Origin of the sequence: Billgrantia antri (assembly GCF_019430905.1) — a bacterium.
GTDB lineage: Bacteria > Pseudomonadota > Gammaproteobacteria > Pseudomonadales > Halomonadaceae > Halomonas > Halomonas antri.
The window spans coordinates 273,166-287,863 of sequence record NZ_JAHYCA010000002.1; the positions used below are offsets into that span (position 1 = coordinate 273,166).

At 64.6% G+C, this 14,698-nt stretch carries 17 protein-coding genes and 1 pseudogene; 16 read left to right on the forward strand and 2 right to left on the reverse strand.

Features of this window, described 5'->3' with window-relative positions; translation table 11 throughout:
• The 4 genes from KPL81_RS05585 to KPL81_RS05600 all read left to right on the forward strand — a co-directional run bounded on the left by KPL81_RS05585 (position 1) and on the right by KPL81_RS05600 (position 3,506).
• A complete protein-coding gene (locus tag KPL81_RS05585) occupies positions 1 to 996 on the forward strand; it encodes a DUF2157 domain-containing protein (RefSeq protein WP_219791004.1) in 996 nt (331 codons plus the stop codon).
• Entirely contained in the window at positions 993 to 2,060 is a 1,068-nt protein-coding gene (locus KPL81_RS05590; RefSeq protein ID WP_219791005.1) for a DUF4401 domain-containing protein, read from the forward strand. The genes KPL81_RS05585 and KPL81_RS05590 overlap by 4 nt, the downstream gene beginning before the upstream one ends.
• Complete coding sequence (locus tag KPL81_RS05595) at positions 2,057 to 2,593, forward strand: GDYXXLXY domain-containing protein (protein ID WP_219791006.1); 537 nt, start codon at positions 2,057 to 2,059, stop codon at positions 2,591 to 2,593. The genes KPL81_RS05590 and KPL81_RS05595 overlap by 4 nt, the downstream gene beginning before the upstream one ends.
• A 124-nt stretch (positions 2,594 to 2,717) precedes the next feature.
• A complete protein-coding gene (locus KPL81_RS05600; RefSeq protein ID WP_219791007.1) occupies positions 2,718 to 3,506 on the forward strand; it encodes an ion transporter in 789 nt (262 codons plus the stop codon).
• Positions 3,507 to 3,521: 15 nt separating this feature from the next.
• Here KPL81_RS05600 and KPL81_RS05605 read toward each other — a convergent pair whose 3' ends face one another.
• Positions 3,522 to 3,671, reverse strand: a complete 150-nt coding sequence (locus KPL81_RS05605; protein WP_209476215.1) for a hypothetical protein — start codon at positions 3,669 to 3,671, stop codon at positions 3,522 to 3,524.
• Positions 3,672 to 3,801: 130 nt separating this feature from the next.
• Between KPL81_RS05605 and KPL81_RS05610 the strand changes: the two are divergent.
• Positions 3,802 to 4,419 (forward strand): annotated as a pseudogene (locus KPL81_RS05610) (LysE family translocator).
• A gap of 66 nt (positions 4,420 to 4,485) precedes the next feature.
• Here KPL81_RS05610 and KPL81_RS05615 read toward each other — a convergent pair.
• Entirely contained in the window at positions 4,486 to 5,238 is a 753-nt protein-coding gene (locus KPL81_RS05615) for a VIT1/CCC1 transporter family protein (RefSeq protein WP_219791008.1), read from the reverse strand.
• A gap of 144 nt (positions 5,239 to 5,382) precedes the next feature.
• Between KPL81_RS05615 and KPL81_RS05620 the strand changes: the two genes are divergently transcribed.
• The 11 genes from KPL81_RS05620 (at position 5,383) to KPL81_RS05670 (ending at position 14,629) form a co-directional block, all read left to right on the forward strand.
• Entirely contained in the window at positions 5,383 to 5,823 is a 441-nt protein-coding gene (locus tag KPL81_RS05620; protein WP_219791009.1) for a hypothetical protein, read from the forward strand.
• A 78-nt stretch (positions 5,824 to 5,901) separates the two neighbouring features.
• On the forward strand, positions 5,902 to 6,534 hold the full coding sequence (locus tag KPL81_RS05625; protein ID WP_219791010.1) for a LysE family translocator: 633 nt from the start codon (positions 5,902 to 5,904) through the stop codon (positions 6,532 to 6,534).
• A gap of 136 nt (positions 6,535 to 6,670) precedes the next feature.
• On the forward strand, positions 6,671 to 7,534 hold the full coding sequence (gene yghU / locus KPL81_RS05630) for a glutathione-dependent disulfide-bond oxidoreductase (RefSeq protein WP_219791011.1): 864 nt from the start codon (positions 6,671 to 6,673) through the stop codon (positions 7,532 to 7,534).
• Complete coding sequence (locus tag KPL81_RS05635; RefSeq protein WP_219791012.1) at positions 7,535 to 8,002, forward strand: GNAT family N-acetyltransferase; 468 nt, start codon at positions 7,535 to 7,537, stop codon at positions 8,000 to 8,002.
• A gap of 72 nt (positions 8,003 to 8,074) precedes the next feature.
• Entirely contained in the window at positions 8,075 to 8,416 is a 342-nt protein-coding gene (locus tag KPL81_RS05640) for a zinc ribbon domain-containing protein YjdM (protein WP_209476228.1), read from the forward strand.
• Positions 8,417 to 8,502: 86 nt separating this feature from the next.
• A complete protein-coding gene (locus tag KPL81_RS05645; protein WP_209476230.1) occupies positions 8,503 to 9,489 on the forward strand; it encodes an ABC transporter substrate-binding protein in 987 nt (328 codons plus the stop codon).
• A gap of 2 nt (positions 9,490 to 9,491) precedes the next feature.
• Positions 9,492 to 11,192, forward strand: a complete 1,701-nt coding sequence (locus tag KPL81_RS05650; protein WP_219791013.1) for an ABC transporter permease — start codon at positions 9,492 to 9,494, stop codon at positions 11,190 to 11,192.
• Positions 11,180 to 12,226 (forward strand): ABC transporter ATP-binding protein, encoded by a 1,047-nt coding sequence (locus tag KPL81_RS05655; protein WP_219791014.1) that lies wholly within the window; start codon positions 11,180 to 11,182, stop codon positions 12,224 to 12,226. Before KPL81_RS05650 ends, KPL81_RS05655 begins: the two co-directional genes overlap by 13 nt.
• Positions 12,223 to 13,266, forward strand: coding sequence for an MBL fold metallo-hydrolase (locus tag KPL81_RS05660; RefSeq protein ID WP_219791015.1), 1,044 nt, complete (start codon positions 12,223 to 12,225; stop codon positions 13,264 to 13,266). The genes KPL81_RS05655 and KPL81_RS05660 overlap by 4 nt, the downstream gene beginning before the upstream one ends.
• The gene (locus KPL81_RS05665) at positions 13,253 to 13,786 is read left to right on the forward strand and encodes a histidine phosphatase family protein (protein ID WP_219791016.1); all 534 of its coding nucleotides are present in this window, start codon (positions 13,253 to 13,255) and stop codon (positions 13,784 to 13,786) included. The genes KPL81_RS05660 and KPL81_RS05665 overlap by 14 nt, the downstream gene beginning before the upstream one ends.
• 93 nt (positions 13,787 to 13,879) lie before the next feature.
• Positions 13,880 to 14,629 carry a DUF72 domain-containing protein gene (locus KPL81_RS05670; protein ID WP_219791017.1) on the forward strand — a complete coding sequence of 250 codons (750 nt, stop codon included), beginning with the start codon at positions 13,880 to 13,882 and terminating at the stop codon, positions 14,627 to 14,629.
• Positions 14,630 to 14,698 lie beyond the last annotated feature (69 nt).

Below are 14,698 nucleotides of genomic sequence, written 5' to 3' on the forward strand. Positions count from 1 at the left end.
ATGAGTAGTGAGAGGCTCAACATTCACCGTCAACTGACGGCATTGATCGAGCGGGGCGCCATACCTCGTGAGCAGGTGGCGCGGGCAGTCGCGCTTTCCGGGCTGTACCCTTCGGGGCGGGCTTGGGGGGTATTCCTGGATCGGCTGCTGCTGTGGTTGGGTACGCTGGCGCTGGCTTGCGGACTGCTGTTTCTCATCGCCTACAACTGGACCGCGATGGGACGTTGGCTGCGCTTCGGACTGGTGCAGGTAGCGCTGGTAGTGGCCATCGGCATCTACTGGTGGGCCGTAGGGCGCGGCGAAAAGGATAACTGGGTGGCTCGGGCGGCACTCATGGCGGCTTCGCTGCTGCTGGGCGTGCTGTTGGCGCTGTTTGGTCAGGTCTACCAGACCGGTGCCGATCCGTGGCAGCTGTTCTTCTTCTGGGCCGTGCTGATGTTGCCCTGGACGCTGGTGGCGCGCTTCGATGCGCTCTGGGTGCTGTGGCTGGGGTTGCTCAATCTTTCGCTGGCGCTCTACTTCCGCACATGGGGTGGGGCATTTGGCCTCCCGTTCGCCAGCGACACCGCCGCCCTGTGGGGGCTGTTCGCGCTCAATACCGTGGCGCTGGCGCTATGGGAGCTGGGCGCGCGGCGTTGGCGCTGGCTGTCGGCAGGGTGGGCCACGCGCCTGTTGGCGCTGGGCGGCGGCATCCCCCTGACCCTGCTCATGATCACCATCATTCTCGATGACTGGGCCGGCCTCACGCCTGCCATGCTGGTCTATCCGGTCTGGTTGGCGGCCCTCTACGCCATCTACCGCTATTGGCGAGCCGACCTGTTCATGCTGGCGGGGGGCTGCCTGTCGGTCATTACGGTCGTCACGTTCTTTCTTGCCCGACACCTGCTGTGGCACGCCGAGGCGGCTGGCTTCCTGGTCTTGGCCGTGGTGGTGCTGGGGTTGGGAGCAGCAGCCGCCTTCTGGCTCAAGCGGCTGCATGCGGAGATATCGGCATGATGCCTTCACTCAAGGAGAGACTTGACCAGGCTGGCATTGCGGTGTCGGAAGACGAGGGCGAGCCGGCACTCGAGACGCCCTGGTTCGTGCGCGCCCTGCAGGCGTTTTCGGGCTGGCTGGCGGCCCTGTTTCTGCTCGGTTTCATCGCCATGGGCGCGGTGTTCGTGCTCGACACCAGCGTGGTCGCCGCCATGCTGGGGCTGGTGATGATCACGGGTGCCTTTGCGCTGCTGCGGGGGACGAAAGGTGACTTCGTCGAGCACCTGGCGCTGGCGGGTAGCTTGGCGGGCCAACTGCTGGTGGCCTGGGCACTGGGCGCCGCCCTGGGGGACGTGAACGCTGGCTTCTGGTGGGCGTTGGTAGCGCTACAGACGCTGCTGGCGCTGGTGATGCCAAGCCTCACGCATCGCACCTTTTCGGCCTTCGCGGCGAGCCTGGCACTTTATCTCGCCTTGATGGAAGGCATCTCGTTGCCTTCGCTCGCCGGAGGCCTGGTGCTGTTCTCACTGACTGTCCTGTGGCTCAACGAGTTTCGCTGGCCGGCGCGGTTGAGAACGGTGCAGTCGCTGGGCTATGGCCTGCTGCTTGGGCTGCTGGCCATCCAGGCCATGCAGTACTTCGGCCAGTCGCTGCTGCTTGGGCGCTATTACACGGGAACCGGCCTGGGCTGGCTGGAACCCTGGGCCGGGGATGCCTTGGGCATGCTGGCGCTGTTGTTGCTACTTCGGTACGTCTTTCAGCGCCATGCCAGCGCGGTCGCTTCATCCGTGCGCTTGGCGGCCTTCGGTGCCTTGGCGGTGCTGATGCTGCTCTCGCTCCAGGCTCATGGCCTGAGCCATGGCGCCGTGGTGGTCGTGCTGGGTTTCGCTATCGGCAATCGTCTGGTCATGGGGTTTGGGGGGCTACTGCTGCTGCTCTCGATTTCGAACTACTACTACTGGCTCGAGGCGACCTTGCTGACCAAGGCAATGACGCTGTTCGCCCTCGGCGTGGTGCTACTGACGATCCGCTGGGCCATGCCGCGCGGCTGGCGGGCCGGTGAAGCGAAGGGGGCGGGCCAATGATCGCGACAGCCAAGCTCGACAGGGTCGTAGTGGTTATCGCTACCGTGCTGATCCTGGCGCTGGTCAACTGGAGCATCTGGGCCAAGGAGCGTCACTTGGCCGAAGGTGAGGTGGTGTATCTGGAACTGGCGCCAGTGGATCCGCGCTCACTACTGCAGGGCGACTACATGGCTCTCAACTTCGAGATCGCCAACCGCATCAACGAGGCGCACTATGCGCAGCGCAGGGAGAGCGGCGAACCGCAGGCCGCCGATGGTCATGTGATCGTGCGCCTGGATGCGCAGCGCGTGGGGCATTTCCAGCGCCTGGGCGCGAGCAACGATTCCCTTGCCGCCGACGAGATGCGCCTGCGCTACCGGATGCGCAACGGCCGGGTCCGCTTTGCCACCGACGCTTTCTTCTTTCAGGAGGGCCATGCCGAGCGCTACGAGTCCGCCCGTTATGGCGAGTTCCGCGTCGACGAACGCGGCGAACCCTTACTTGTTTCCCTGCATGACGACGAGCTGGAGAAGCTGGGAGACATGGCGCGTTAAGAACTCGCCAGCGCTCGCACCTGCTCCGGCCGTCTGCGTTGAAACATGGCAACGGCGAGGGAAGCCATTCCCGGCAGCGATGGTATAAGGTCACGCATCCCATTCAGCTAACAGGAGGTTTGCCTTGCTGCGTGAGAGGCTCCATCGCCAACTGACGCCGGGGGCTTGGCCCGACTCGGGGTTGTCGCCGATCAATCGGGTCGTCTGCGTGCTGATTCTGCTGGCGTCCCTGATGGCCGTGCTCGAAACCGAGCCGACTTTGCGCCAGGCGGCACCGGATCTGTTCTTTGCTATCGAAGCTGTCTTCGTCGCGCTCTTTCTCGCCGAATACGGATGCCGGCTGTATGCCGCCGGGGAGGAGCCCCGCTACCGGGGTATCTCGGGCCGCATCCGCTACGTGTTTTCCTTTTGGGCGCTGATCGATCTGCTCGCAATCCTGCCGTTCTTCCTGGCATTCCTGCCTTTCAACAATGTGTTCCTGCTGCGCATGATGCGCGTGCTGCGTATCTTGCGTCTCGCTAGGCTGGGGCGTTTCAGCCGAGCCTGGTCTGCGCTGGCCGAGGCCCTGCATGCCCGCAGCTACGAGCTGCTGCTCAGCGTCGGTGTGGCGGGCCTGTTGCTATTGATTTCCGCGGCCTGTCTCTACGTGGTGGAGGCTGCCGACCAGCACGAAGCCTTCGGCAGCGTGCCGCGGGCATTGTGGTGGAGTATCGCTACCCTCACCACGGTGGGCTACGGTGATGTCACGCCCATCACGCCTCTGGGGAAGGTGTTTGCCGGTATCACCGCGGTGGCCGGTATCGGCATCATCGCCATGCCCACGGGTATTCTCGCCGCGGCTTTCAGCGATGTTTTTCAGAGCAAGGACCACCAACCAGAACGCCGACATGGCGCTGGAGAGGTGGAGCGGTAGTAGCTTCACTGTGCCTCACCGCCGTGTATCGTACCGACGTCGACGGATAGCGCGCTGACGTTCGCGCTCGCGGCGGCGCTGACGGGCCAGGGCGTTGCCGTTGGCCAACTCGACCAGAAACTCGAGCTCCGCCTCACTGAGCGGTTCGCGCTTGGGTCGCGTCATCCAGGGGCTCCTGCCGAAGAGGGTTCTGGCCGACGCTAGCGGAGGAAGGTGGCAAACGAGTGACGATGGCATGCCGGTCGCCGCTGTTGCATGATGGCATTCGTCCCTCCTCGACTCAGGTAGGAAACCCATGCCCCTTGAAAGCGCGCTGCTCTATATCGTGGCCATCTTCGTCTTCGCCGTGACCCCCGGGCCCGGAGTGTTCGCTCTGCTGGCGCGAGGCATGGCCTCCGGCGCGCGGGTCTGCGTGCCGCTGGCGCTGGGCATGACCCTCAGCGACCTGCTCTACCTGCTGTTGGCTTTCTACGGCCTGGCGGCCATCGCCTAGAACTGGAGCGAGGCCTTCACGGTAATTCGCTACCTTGGTGCCGCTTACCTGCTCTACCTGGGCTGGAAGATGTGGACCGCCCCGGTCGAGGCCGAGCCACTGGCGCCCGAGCTGCAGCGGGGGGATGCCGTGAAGGGTTTCCTGCAGGGCTTTCTGATCTCCGCCTCCAACCCCAAGGTGATTCTCTTCTACATCGCCTTCCTTCCCACCTTCATCGATCTCACCGCCCTGGCTTCCCACGACATGGTGCTGGTGGTCGGGCTCACCTTCGTCAGCCTGATGGCGGGGCTGATGCTGGTAGCCTCCGGTGCCTCGAGCGCACGGCGTTTCCTGCAGACCAAGCGCGCCATGAAAGGCGCCAACCGCTCTGCAGGCACCCTGATGGCCGCTGCCGGCGCCTTCCTGATCGCCAAGGGGTAAGAACTGGCGAGTTGGATCGGCTCGGGGAAGGGGAGCCGTGGTAGTCTTGGCATACTCTGCATGCACTTAACCCAGGCCGAATAGTGCATGTGCCAGGTGCCCGCTGAGGAAGGCGAGGCCGGCAGCGGCGCCTCCCATCAGCAGGGTACGGATTCCGGATCGCAACACCGGCCGCTGGTAGACCAGGCTCTTGAGCATTCCGATGCCGAAGAACATCGCACCGGCAATGACGAGGCTTGCCAGGAACTGTATGGCCGTATCCAGGTCCGGTAAGGCATAGGGCAGCAGGGGCATGGCGCCGACGACGATAAAAGCGAAGAAGGTGGTCAACGCGGCGCGCAGGGGGTTCAATCCGACGGGTTGCAGGTAGTGTTCCTCCTTGAGCATGGTGTCTACCCAGACATCGTGATCGTTGGTCAGCGTCTCGACCACTGTCTCCAGCAGCTCTCCCTCGAAGCCTTTCGCCCGGAATATCTGACGAATTTCCTCCCGCTCCCCATCGGGGATGAGCTGGATATGGTGACGTTCGCGACGGGCGACACTGTCGATATGCTCTTGTTGCGCCTGGTAAGCCTCGTAGTTGCTGACTGCCATGCTGAAGCCGTCGGCGAGTAGATTGGCGAAACCCAGGACCAGGGCAACCGTAGGGGAGAAGCCGGCACCGAAAGCGCCTGAAACGACGGCAAATGTCGTGACGCAGCCATCGATACCGCCCAGCACTGCATCAGGTAGTGTGTTGGCTGATGGCGGTTGAGACAGACGTGCCTTGATTGCCTCAGGGCGATGTTCAGGCTCGAGATCCTTACGATCATATGCCATGGCAGCCATCCGCAGAATGGGGGGGTGGGAACGGTTTTTTCTAAAGGTAGTAGAGTAAGGCGGTAATGAAACCAAGCCCCTTGTCGCTAATCATGCGGGAGGTACTGCGATAATTTTCGGTGCGTGATAATTGCGGGAAACGACATGAGAAAGGAATCGCTCCACCGTATTCTAATAGTTGCCGAAATGCTCCTGCTGGCATTGCCGGTGAGCCTGTTCTGCCTGCTCTCCGGACTGGCCCTGCTGAGCACGGTAGGGTTTTACTGGGGCTTGGAGGAACTGGCGATCATGCTCTTCGTGTTCGTCGGTTTTGTGGGTATCGTTGGGCTATGGTGCGTGGCGGTGGCTTACCTGGTGCGACGGCCGCGGCTCACCTGGTGGTGGCGGGCCGCCAGCCTGGGCGCCGGTTTAGTGAGTGTCTCTCTGATGCTATTTTGCCTGGTCGCCTTCGGCTGGGAGTTGCCGGAGTGGGGGATCATCGTTGCCCTGGGCGTATTTGCCAGCCCGCTGCTGGTGCCCTTTCTCCACTTGGCCTATTTGCAGCGCATGCACCGGGAAGTATTGTCGACCCATGCGCAGCGATAGCCTACGCGGTAATCTCGAGCATTGTCGTGGCGAGCGGCCTGCAACTGGCGTCTTGGCGAATCTATAAGGAGATGACCCGTGGAGTGGTGGACCTGGATGACCTTCGTCGGGGTGATAACGGCCCTGATCATTTTCCCGGGGCCGGTGGCACTGTTATGCACCACGCATGGCCTGCGTTTCGGCCGGCACCGGGCTTTTGCCACGGTGCTGGGTGGCGGGGTGGCTTCACTGGTATTGATGACGCTTTCCGCCTTGGGGCTGGGCGCCATACTCGCCACCTCAGAAACGGCCTTCTTCGTGTTGAAGCTGCTGGGCGGCGCCTACCTGATCTACCTGGGATTGCAGGCCTGGTTGGCCAAGCCCCAGTCGCCGCTGGCCGAGGCGCCAGCGGCAGTGAAGGGCCAATCGGTTCCCGCCATGTTCCGCCAGGGGTTCCTGGTGGGTATCGGCAACCCCAAGGACCTGCTGTTCTTTGCCGCCCTGTTTCCGAACTTCATCACCATCGGCGAACCGCAATTGCTTCAGTTCATCATCCTGGCGCTGACCTGGCTGGTCATCGACACGACCTTGATGACGCTCTACGCCACTCTGGGTTCGGGGCTGGGTCGCTGGTTCGATAGCCCCGGCAGGATGCGGGCGTTTCATCGCACTACCGGGGGCTTGTTCCTGGGTGCCGGCGGAACGTTGATCGTTTCGAGCGCCAACAGGTGAGCCCTCGCGTGTGCAAAAGCAGTCATTCAAGGCCGACTCGAAGCTCGAACGTTAACACGCTATCTTTCCCCTACTGCACGCGTCTCTCTTCCCGCCGGGGAGTGGGCGCTTCGACACTCAGCGTTCTGGAGCACTCATGAGCCAAGAAAACGAGTACGTGCCGCCGAAAGTGTGGAAGTGGGAAAAGGCGAACGGCGGCGAGTTCGCCAGCATCAACCGGCCCATCGCCGGCCCTACCCATGACAAGGAGTTACCGGTCGGCAAGCATCCGCTGCAACTCTACTCGCTGGCTACCCCCAACGGGGTCAAGGCCGGCATCATGCTCGAGGAACTGCTGGCGCGGGGCCACACGGGCGCCGAATACGACGCCTGGCTGATCCGCATCGGCGAGGGCGAGCAGTTCGGCAGCGGCTTCGTCGAGGTCAATCCCAACTCCAAGATCCCGGCGCTGATGGATCACAGCACCACGCCGCCCACCCGGGTGTTCGAGTCGGGCTCGATCCTGCTCTACCTGGCCGAAAAGTTCGGTGAGTTTCTGCCCCGGGATACCGCTGGGCGTACCGAGACGCTGAACTGGCTGTTCTGGCAGATGGGCAGTGCGCCGTATCTCGGCGGCGGCTTCGGCCACTTCTATGCTTATGCGCCGACCAAGATAGAGTACGCCATCGACCGCTTCGCCATGGAGACCAAGCGACAGCTCGACGTACTGGACCGGCGGCTGGCCGAGAGTCGCTATCTCGGCGGGGACGACTACACCCTTGCCGATATCGCCAACTGGCCCTGGTACGGGCAGCTGGCGCTGGGTCGCGTCTACGATGCCGGCGAGTTCCTGCAGGTACAGGAGTACGAGCACGTGCAGCGCTGGGCCAGGGAGATCGATGCCCGGCCGGCGGTCAAGCGCGGGCGCATGGTAAACCGTACCTTCGGCCCGTTGGAGCAGCAGTTGCATGAGCGCCACGACGCCAGCGACTTCGAGACCAATACCCAGGACAAGCGCTAGGTGACTGTCATCGCGCCAAGACGGCTGGAGCCCCGCGACCTGGAAGCCTGCGCGACGCTATTCGCGCAGGTATTCTCTGCCGAACCGTGGAGCGAGCCGTGGGGTTTCGAACGCGCCCTGGCTCGGTTGGCTCACTTTCACGAATCGCCCGGCTTCGTCGGCGTGGTGACACCGGGCGAAGGCAGTGCGGCCGCAGGTTTTCTGCTGGGTAATCTGGAGCCCTATCTGGAAGGCTACCTGTTCTACTTGAGAGAAATGTGCGTTGCCTCGCATCGGCAGGGCCAGGGAATCGGCTCGCAGCTTTACCGGGCTCTGGAGCGGGAGCTGACCGAGCGAGACGTTCGCGCGGTGTACCTGGCCACGGGGAGGGAAATCCCTGCGGCCCATTTCTACCAGAATCTCGGTTTTCGCTGCAGCGAAAGCATGGCGTTCTATGCCCGAGGCCTGCCAGGTCCGGAAAGTGAATAGGATGCTCATTGGACACCCCCGGGGCGCTCTGGCATGCTTCGCGCTCCGCGAAACCTGCCCAAGAGAAGCCCCATGAGCGCGCTGCCGAACTGCCCCGCCTGTCATTCCGAATACACCTATGAAGTGGCCGACATGTACGCCTGCCCTGAATGTGGTCACGAGTGGTCGAGTGTGTCGGGTGAGACAGAGTCCAGCGACGAGAAGGTGGTACGCGATGCCAACGGCAACGTGCTGCAGGATGGCGACAGCGTCACCGTGATCAAGGACCTCAAGGTCAAGGGCAGCTCGTCGGTGGTCAAGGTGGGCACCAAGGTCAAGAGCATTCGCCTGGTCGAGGGCGACCACGACATCGACTGCAAGATCGATGGCTTCGGGCCGATGAAGCTGAAGTCGGAGTTCGTCAAGAAGGCGTAACGTAAATAGGCAGGAAAACCAACTGTCACTGAGCTGTAAGCGAACGGCAGTACCTTCGATGGAACACACTCATCGGAGGTTGGCTCATGCTGAAGCGTCCCTTGGTAACCGCTCTTTCCGCATCCGTGGTACTCACCGGCCTGGCACTTCCCGCCCTCGGCAACGAGAAGCTGGTGCTCTATACCAGCCAACCCAACAGCGACGCCCAGCAGACCGTCGACGCTTTCCAGGCGGCCCACCCCGGTATCGAGGTGGAGTGGGTACGCGACGGTACCACGCAGCTGATGACTCGCCTGCGCTCCGAACTCTCCGCCGGCGTCAGCAACCCTGACGTGCTGCTGATCGCCGACAGCATGACCATGGAGTCGCTCAAGCAGGAAGGGCACCTGCAGGCCTACCAGAGCCCGGAGCGCGAGGCCTATGATGCCGAGCTGTACGATTCCGAAGGCTACTACTACGGCACCAAGCTGATCACCACGGGGATCGTCTACAACACCGGGGCCGAACACCGGCCGCAGCGCTGGCAGGACCTCATCCAGCCCGAATACGAGGGGCAGGTGGCCATGCCCAGCCCGCTCTACTCGGGGGCCGCGCTGATTCACATGGCGACCATCGAGTCCAACCCCGAGCTGGGCGAGAGCTATTACGAAGCGCTGCAGGCCAATCGTGTCGAGGCCCAGGGCGGCAACGGCGGCGTGTTCAATGCCGTGGCGGCGGGTACCAAGCCCTACGGCGTCGTGGTGGACTTCCTGCCGATTCGCGAAGCGGCCAAGGGCTCGCCGGTGGCCTTCGTGTTCCCCGAGGAGGGCGTGAGCGCGGTGACCGAACCGGTCGCCATCATGCAGGAGGCCAAGAACCTCGACGCCGCACAGAAGTTCGTCGACTTCGTGCTCTCCCGCGAAGGCCAGGAGCTGGTCAGCGAGCAGGGCTATCTGCCGGCGCATCCCGCTGTCGCCCCGCCGGCGGGCTTTCCCGCCCGTGACGACATCGCGCTGATGCCGCTGGATACCCAGAGCGCTCTGGCCCGTGAAGACGAACTCAAGCAGCGCTTCGGCGACCTGTTCGGCAGCTGAGCATGTCACCGGGCCTCACCGATAGCAGCCAGCACCGCTGGCTGCTCACCCTGCTCATGCTCGTCATCGTGGCGCTCAGCCTGGCGCCCAGCCTGCGCTTGCTGATGGAGGCGCTGAGCGACCTGGCCCAGGGCAGCGAATCACCTCTGTGGCGGGTCCTGCAGGCCGAGAGCACCTGGCGGGCGCTCGCGCGCAGTCTCTACACCTCGGGGCTGGGCATGCTGATCGCGCTGGCACTCGGCAGCCTGTTCGCCTTCGTGATCACCCTTACCGACATTCGCGGCAAGGCCTGGCTGGTGTTCTGCTTCATGCTGCCGATGATGATTCCGCCTCAGGTCACCGCGCTCAGCTGGTTGCAGCTGTTCGGCCCCGCCAGCCCGCTGCTGAAAAGCATCGGTATGGCGCCGCCCCTGGGCAGTCCCCAGCCGCTCTACTCGGCCGAGGGTATCGCCCTGCTGCTGGGCATCCAGAGCGCGCCGCTGGTGTTCCTGGCGCTGCGCACCTCGCTGCTTTCGCTGCCCCGCGAGCTGGTCGAGGCGGCGCGCATCAGTGGTGCTCGCCAGGCCCAGGTGTGGGGGCAGATCATCCTGCCGGTGACCCGCAGCGGCCTGATCGCAGGGGGAGGCATGGCGTTCATCTCGAGCCTGGGCAACTTCGGCATTCCCGCCATGCTTGGCATTCCTGCGGGCTACTACGTGCTGCCGACCCTGATATATCAGCGCATGGCCAGCTTCGGTACCGGCGTGCTGGCCGAAATGGCCTCGCTGTCGCTGCTGATCGGCGTGCTGGCGCTGGCCGGCGTGGCGCTGCAACAAGCGTGGATGAAGCGCAGCCGGTTCGGCTTGGTGGGGCACTCCGGGCGGGCGCACGATTTCTCGCTGGGACGCTGGCGGGGTGGAGTGACCGCGCTGCTGGTGGCCCTGTTGCTGGCCATCCTCGTCGCCCCGTTGGCGGCGCTGGTGGTGAGCTCGCTGGTGCCGGCCATGGGCGTGCCGCTGAGCTGGGAGACCGTCACCCTGAGTGCTTACCACGAGGTGATCGGCCGCCAAGGGGCGACCTGGCGTGCGGCTAGTAACAGCCTGTGGCTGGCGGGTAGTGCCGCCGTGGTACTGATGCTGTGCAGCCTGCCGCTGGCCTATCGCCTGCAGCGCCTGCCCCAGCGCTGGCAGAGCCTGGCGCTGAGCGCCATCGAGCTGCCCTATGCGCTGCCCGGCGTGGTGCTGGCGGTGGCCTGCATACTGCTCTTCGTACGGCCCATTCCCGTGGTGAACGTGGCACTCTACGGCACCCTGGGGCTGATCTTCGTCGCCTACCTGGCGCGTTTCCTGGTGGTGTGCCTCAAGCCGGTGGCCGCCGGCCTTGCCCAGCTCGATCCCTCGCTGGAAGAAGCGGCCCAGCTCGCTGGCGCCGGCCCCTGGCGACGCCTGGGCGGCATCGTGTTGCCGCTGGTGGCGCCGGCGCTGTTCGCGGGTGGGTTGCTGGTGTTCCTGCTGGCGGTAAACGAGCTGAACGTCTCGGCGCTGCTGTGGAGCGCCGGCAACGAGACCCTGGGCGTGCTGATCTTCAACCTCGACGAAGGCGGCGAGAGCGTGCTGGCCGCCGCGGTTTCCGTACTGGTGGTGCTGATGGTCGCCACGCTGATGCTGGCGCTGAGCCTGCTGGCGCCGCGCCTGCCCAAGGGGGTCGTGCCATGGCAGGGCTGACGATCGATCACGTCACCAAACGCTTCGGCGAGCAGTGTGCCGTCGATGCGCTTTCACTGGACGTGGCACCGGGTGAGTTCGTCGCGCTGCTCGGCCCCAGCGGCTGCGGCAAGACCACCATGCTTCGCATGCTGGCCGGCTTCGAGTCGCTCAGCGAGGGCGAGATCCGCTTGGGCGGGCGCACCCTGGCCAGCCGCGAGCAGCACGTGCCGCCCGAGCAGCGCAACATGGCGATGGTGTTCCAGTCCTACGCGCTGTGGCCGCACATGAGCGTGGCCGACAACGTCGGCTACCCACTCAAGCTGCGCCGCCTGGATGGCGAGAGCTACCGGCGCCGGGTGGCCCAGGCGCTGGCGCTGGTGGGCCTTGCATCCTATGCCGCGCGTTCGCCGCAGGAGCTCAGCGGTGGCCAGCGTCAGCGCGTGGCGCTGGCACGCTGCCTGGTCACTGATCCCGACGTCGTGCTGCTCGACGAGCCCTTGGCCAACCTTGACCGCCACCTGCGCGCGGCCATGGAGCAGAGCTTTCGCGACTTTCACCGCCGCACCCAGGCCACCCTGGTCTATGTCACCCACGACCAGAGCGAGGCCATGGCGCTGGCAGACCGCATCGCGGTCATGCGCGAGGGCAGGCTGGCGCAGTGGGCCACTCCAGAAACGCTCTATCGCCAGCCACGAACCGCTTGGGTGGCCAGCTTCATCGGCCAAGGCAGCCTGTTGAACGTGGCTGCCGGGCGGCCTGGCCAACGCCTGGAGGAGGCCGCGCTGATGCGCGGGCTTGCCGCCGTACCTGCCGAGCGCACCCAGCCGGTGCTGGTGCGCCCCGAGCACGTGAGAGTGCATCCCGCTTCCCCTTCGTCGCAGGATCTGCGTGGGCGGGTGGAAAGCGTCACCTTCCGCGGCGAACGCTACGAGCTGCATCTGCGCCTCGAAAGTGGCGAGACGCTCATGGCCTACCACGCCACGGCGCTGGGCGAAGGCCAGCTGGTAGCTTTGACCCTGCACGAGGGCTGGTGCCTGGAGCCCGACGCATGAGCCTGCATGTCGAGGTGCTCAGCGGGCTTGGCGAGAAGGCTCCCGCCGCCATCATGGTCGAGGCCGAGGGCAGGCGCCTGCTGCTCGACGCCGGCGGTGCCCTGCATCCGGGCCAGTCGATGGCCTGGGCCGAAGGGCTGGATGTCGATGCCGTGATGATCGGCCACGATCATTTCGACCATATCGGCGGGGTATCGGCGCTGCCTGCCGAACTGCCGCTCTACTGCACGACCGCGGTGGCGGCGGCGCTGCCCAGCGACCGCGAGTGGCGAGCGCTACCCGAGCGTGGCCAGTGCTGCATCGCGGGCATACCGGTGACCACCGGACAGGCGGGACATTCGCTTGGCGGCGTGTGGTTGCATCTCGGCATCGAGGAAGGCGTGTTCTACAGCGGCGACGCTTGCATCGAATCGCTGCTATTCCCCTTCGATGAACCGCCGCCGGCTCGAGTTGCGCTGCTGGACGCTTCCTACGGGGTCTATGACACGCCCCAGGCGCAGTGTCGCGAAGCCATCGCGCAGCGGCTGACCGAGCCTTGGGTACTGCCGGTGCCCGCGTCGGGTCGCGCCCTCGAGATGGCAGTGTGGCTCGACGCCCAAGCTGAGCGCTTGGGCATGAGCTGGAACATGGATCACTCTTGCCGCGCAGGGCTCGAGGCCTTGCTGCGGCTGCCCCGTGCGCTGCGCCGGGAGGGGTATGACGTTGCCATCCGTCGGCTGCTCGACTCTTCCCGTACGGATTCTCCCATGCTATGGCTGGTGGAGGACCGCGACGATGACCCCGAGGACTGGCCGGCGCACCGTCTTCTGCACACGGGCTATCTCACGCCCCGGCGGCAGCGCCAGAGGGCCGCCGGGGAAATAGACTGGCGGCGCTGGAACGTCCACCTGCGACTCTCCCATATGCGGGCGTTGGTGCGGCAACTGGGCGCCGGACAGGTGTTCCCCCTGTTCACCTCCGAGGTACGTGAGGTGAGCGAGTCGTTGGCGGCATCGAAAGCGCTGGCCCTGTCGGAGGAGGACGGCAATGCTGCTGGCTAGGCCTTTCGTCTTCATTCGCCACGGTGAAACGCGGCTCAACCGCGAACATCGCATCGGCGGGCGCAGCGACGTGCCTTTGACGGCGCTGGGCGAGGCCCAGGCGCGGCAGGCCGCCGTGTGGTTGGACCGACCCTGGAGCCGGGTCGTGACTAGCACGCTGCAGCGCGCCTGGCGCACAGCGGAGCTGGCGGTGCCGGGCCAACAGGCGATGCGCCTGAACGGGCTCGACGAGCGTGACTGGGGTCGATTGGACCAGTTACCGCTCATGCAGCAGCCACCCTACGAGGCCACCCCGCCCGGCGGGGAGAGCTGGGCGAACTTCCAGGCTCGTGTGCTGACCGCGCTGAATGGCGTGCTGGCAAGCGCGGAGATGCCGCTGGTGGTGGCCCACTCGGGCGTTTTTCGTGTCATCCGCGCGCAACTGGCCGGTACCCCGAACGGCCCACGCCTGCTCAACGCCACTCCTGTACTCATTATGCCCGGCCTGCTGGGGTGGCAGGTCGCGCGCTACACGGGGTGAACGTTCGGTAGCGAACGATCGGGCAATAACGGAATGCGCACGAGATAGCTGCCACACTGGAGGGACATTCATCTGCGTCGCATGGAGGGATCCATGAACCAGACCACGCAGCGCAAGCGCCAGGGACGGCTACGCATCGGTACATCCGGCTATCAGTATCGCCATTGGCAGGGGCGCTTCTATCCGGAAGCGCTGACCCAGGACGAGTGGTTCGGCCATTACGCCGAGCGGTTCGATACGGTAGAGCTCAATAACACCTTCTATAGCCTGCCCCAGGCAGGCACCTTCGACAAGTGGAAGGAGGCAGCGCCAGCCGGCTTTGAATACGCCCTTAAATTCAGCCGCTACGGCAGTCACATGAAGCGTCTCAAGGATCCAGAGCAGAGCCTTGGTACCTTCCTCGAGGCCGCACGGCGGCTAGGCGAGTGTCTGGGCCCGATCCTGGTGCAGCTGCCACCCAACTGGAAGGCACGGCCGGAGCGGCTGGACACTTTTCTCGCCGAGGCGCCGAAGCAGTATCGCTGGGCCGTCGAGCTGCGCGATCCTGACTGGCTCAACGACGAAGTGTATGAAGTTCTGCGTCGCCACGGCGCGGCGCTGTGCCTGCATGACATGCTGGAGCAGCATCCTCGAGTGATGACCGCCGATTGGACCTACCTGCGCTTTCATGGCAAGCGCTATGCAGGCAGCTATTCGAGTCAGTATCTCGTGGCCGAGGCAACGCGTATCGCCGAGCTGCTGCACGATGGCCGTGACGTCTATGCCTACTTCAACAACGATCAGAAGGCGCATGCGCCGCGCAATGCGCTCGACTTGAGACGCTATGTGCAGGACAGGCAGTGAGCAGGGCGTCGATTGTCGAAAGTGCGCCCGGCCATTCGCTGTCTAGCGGCAAGGGGGCGTAATGCCGCG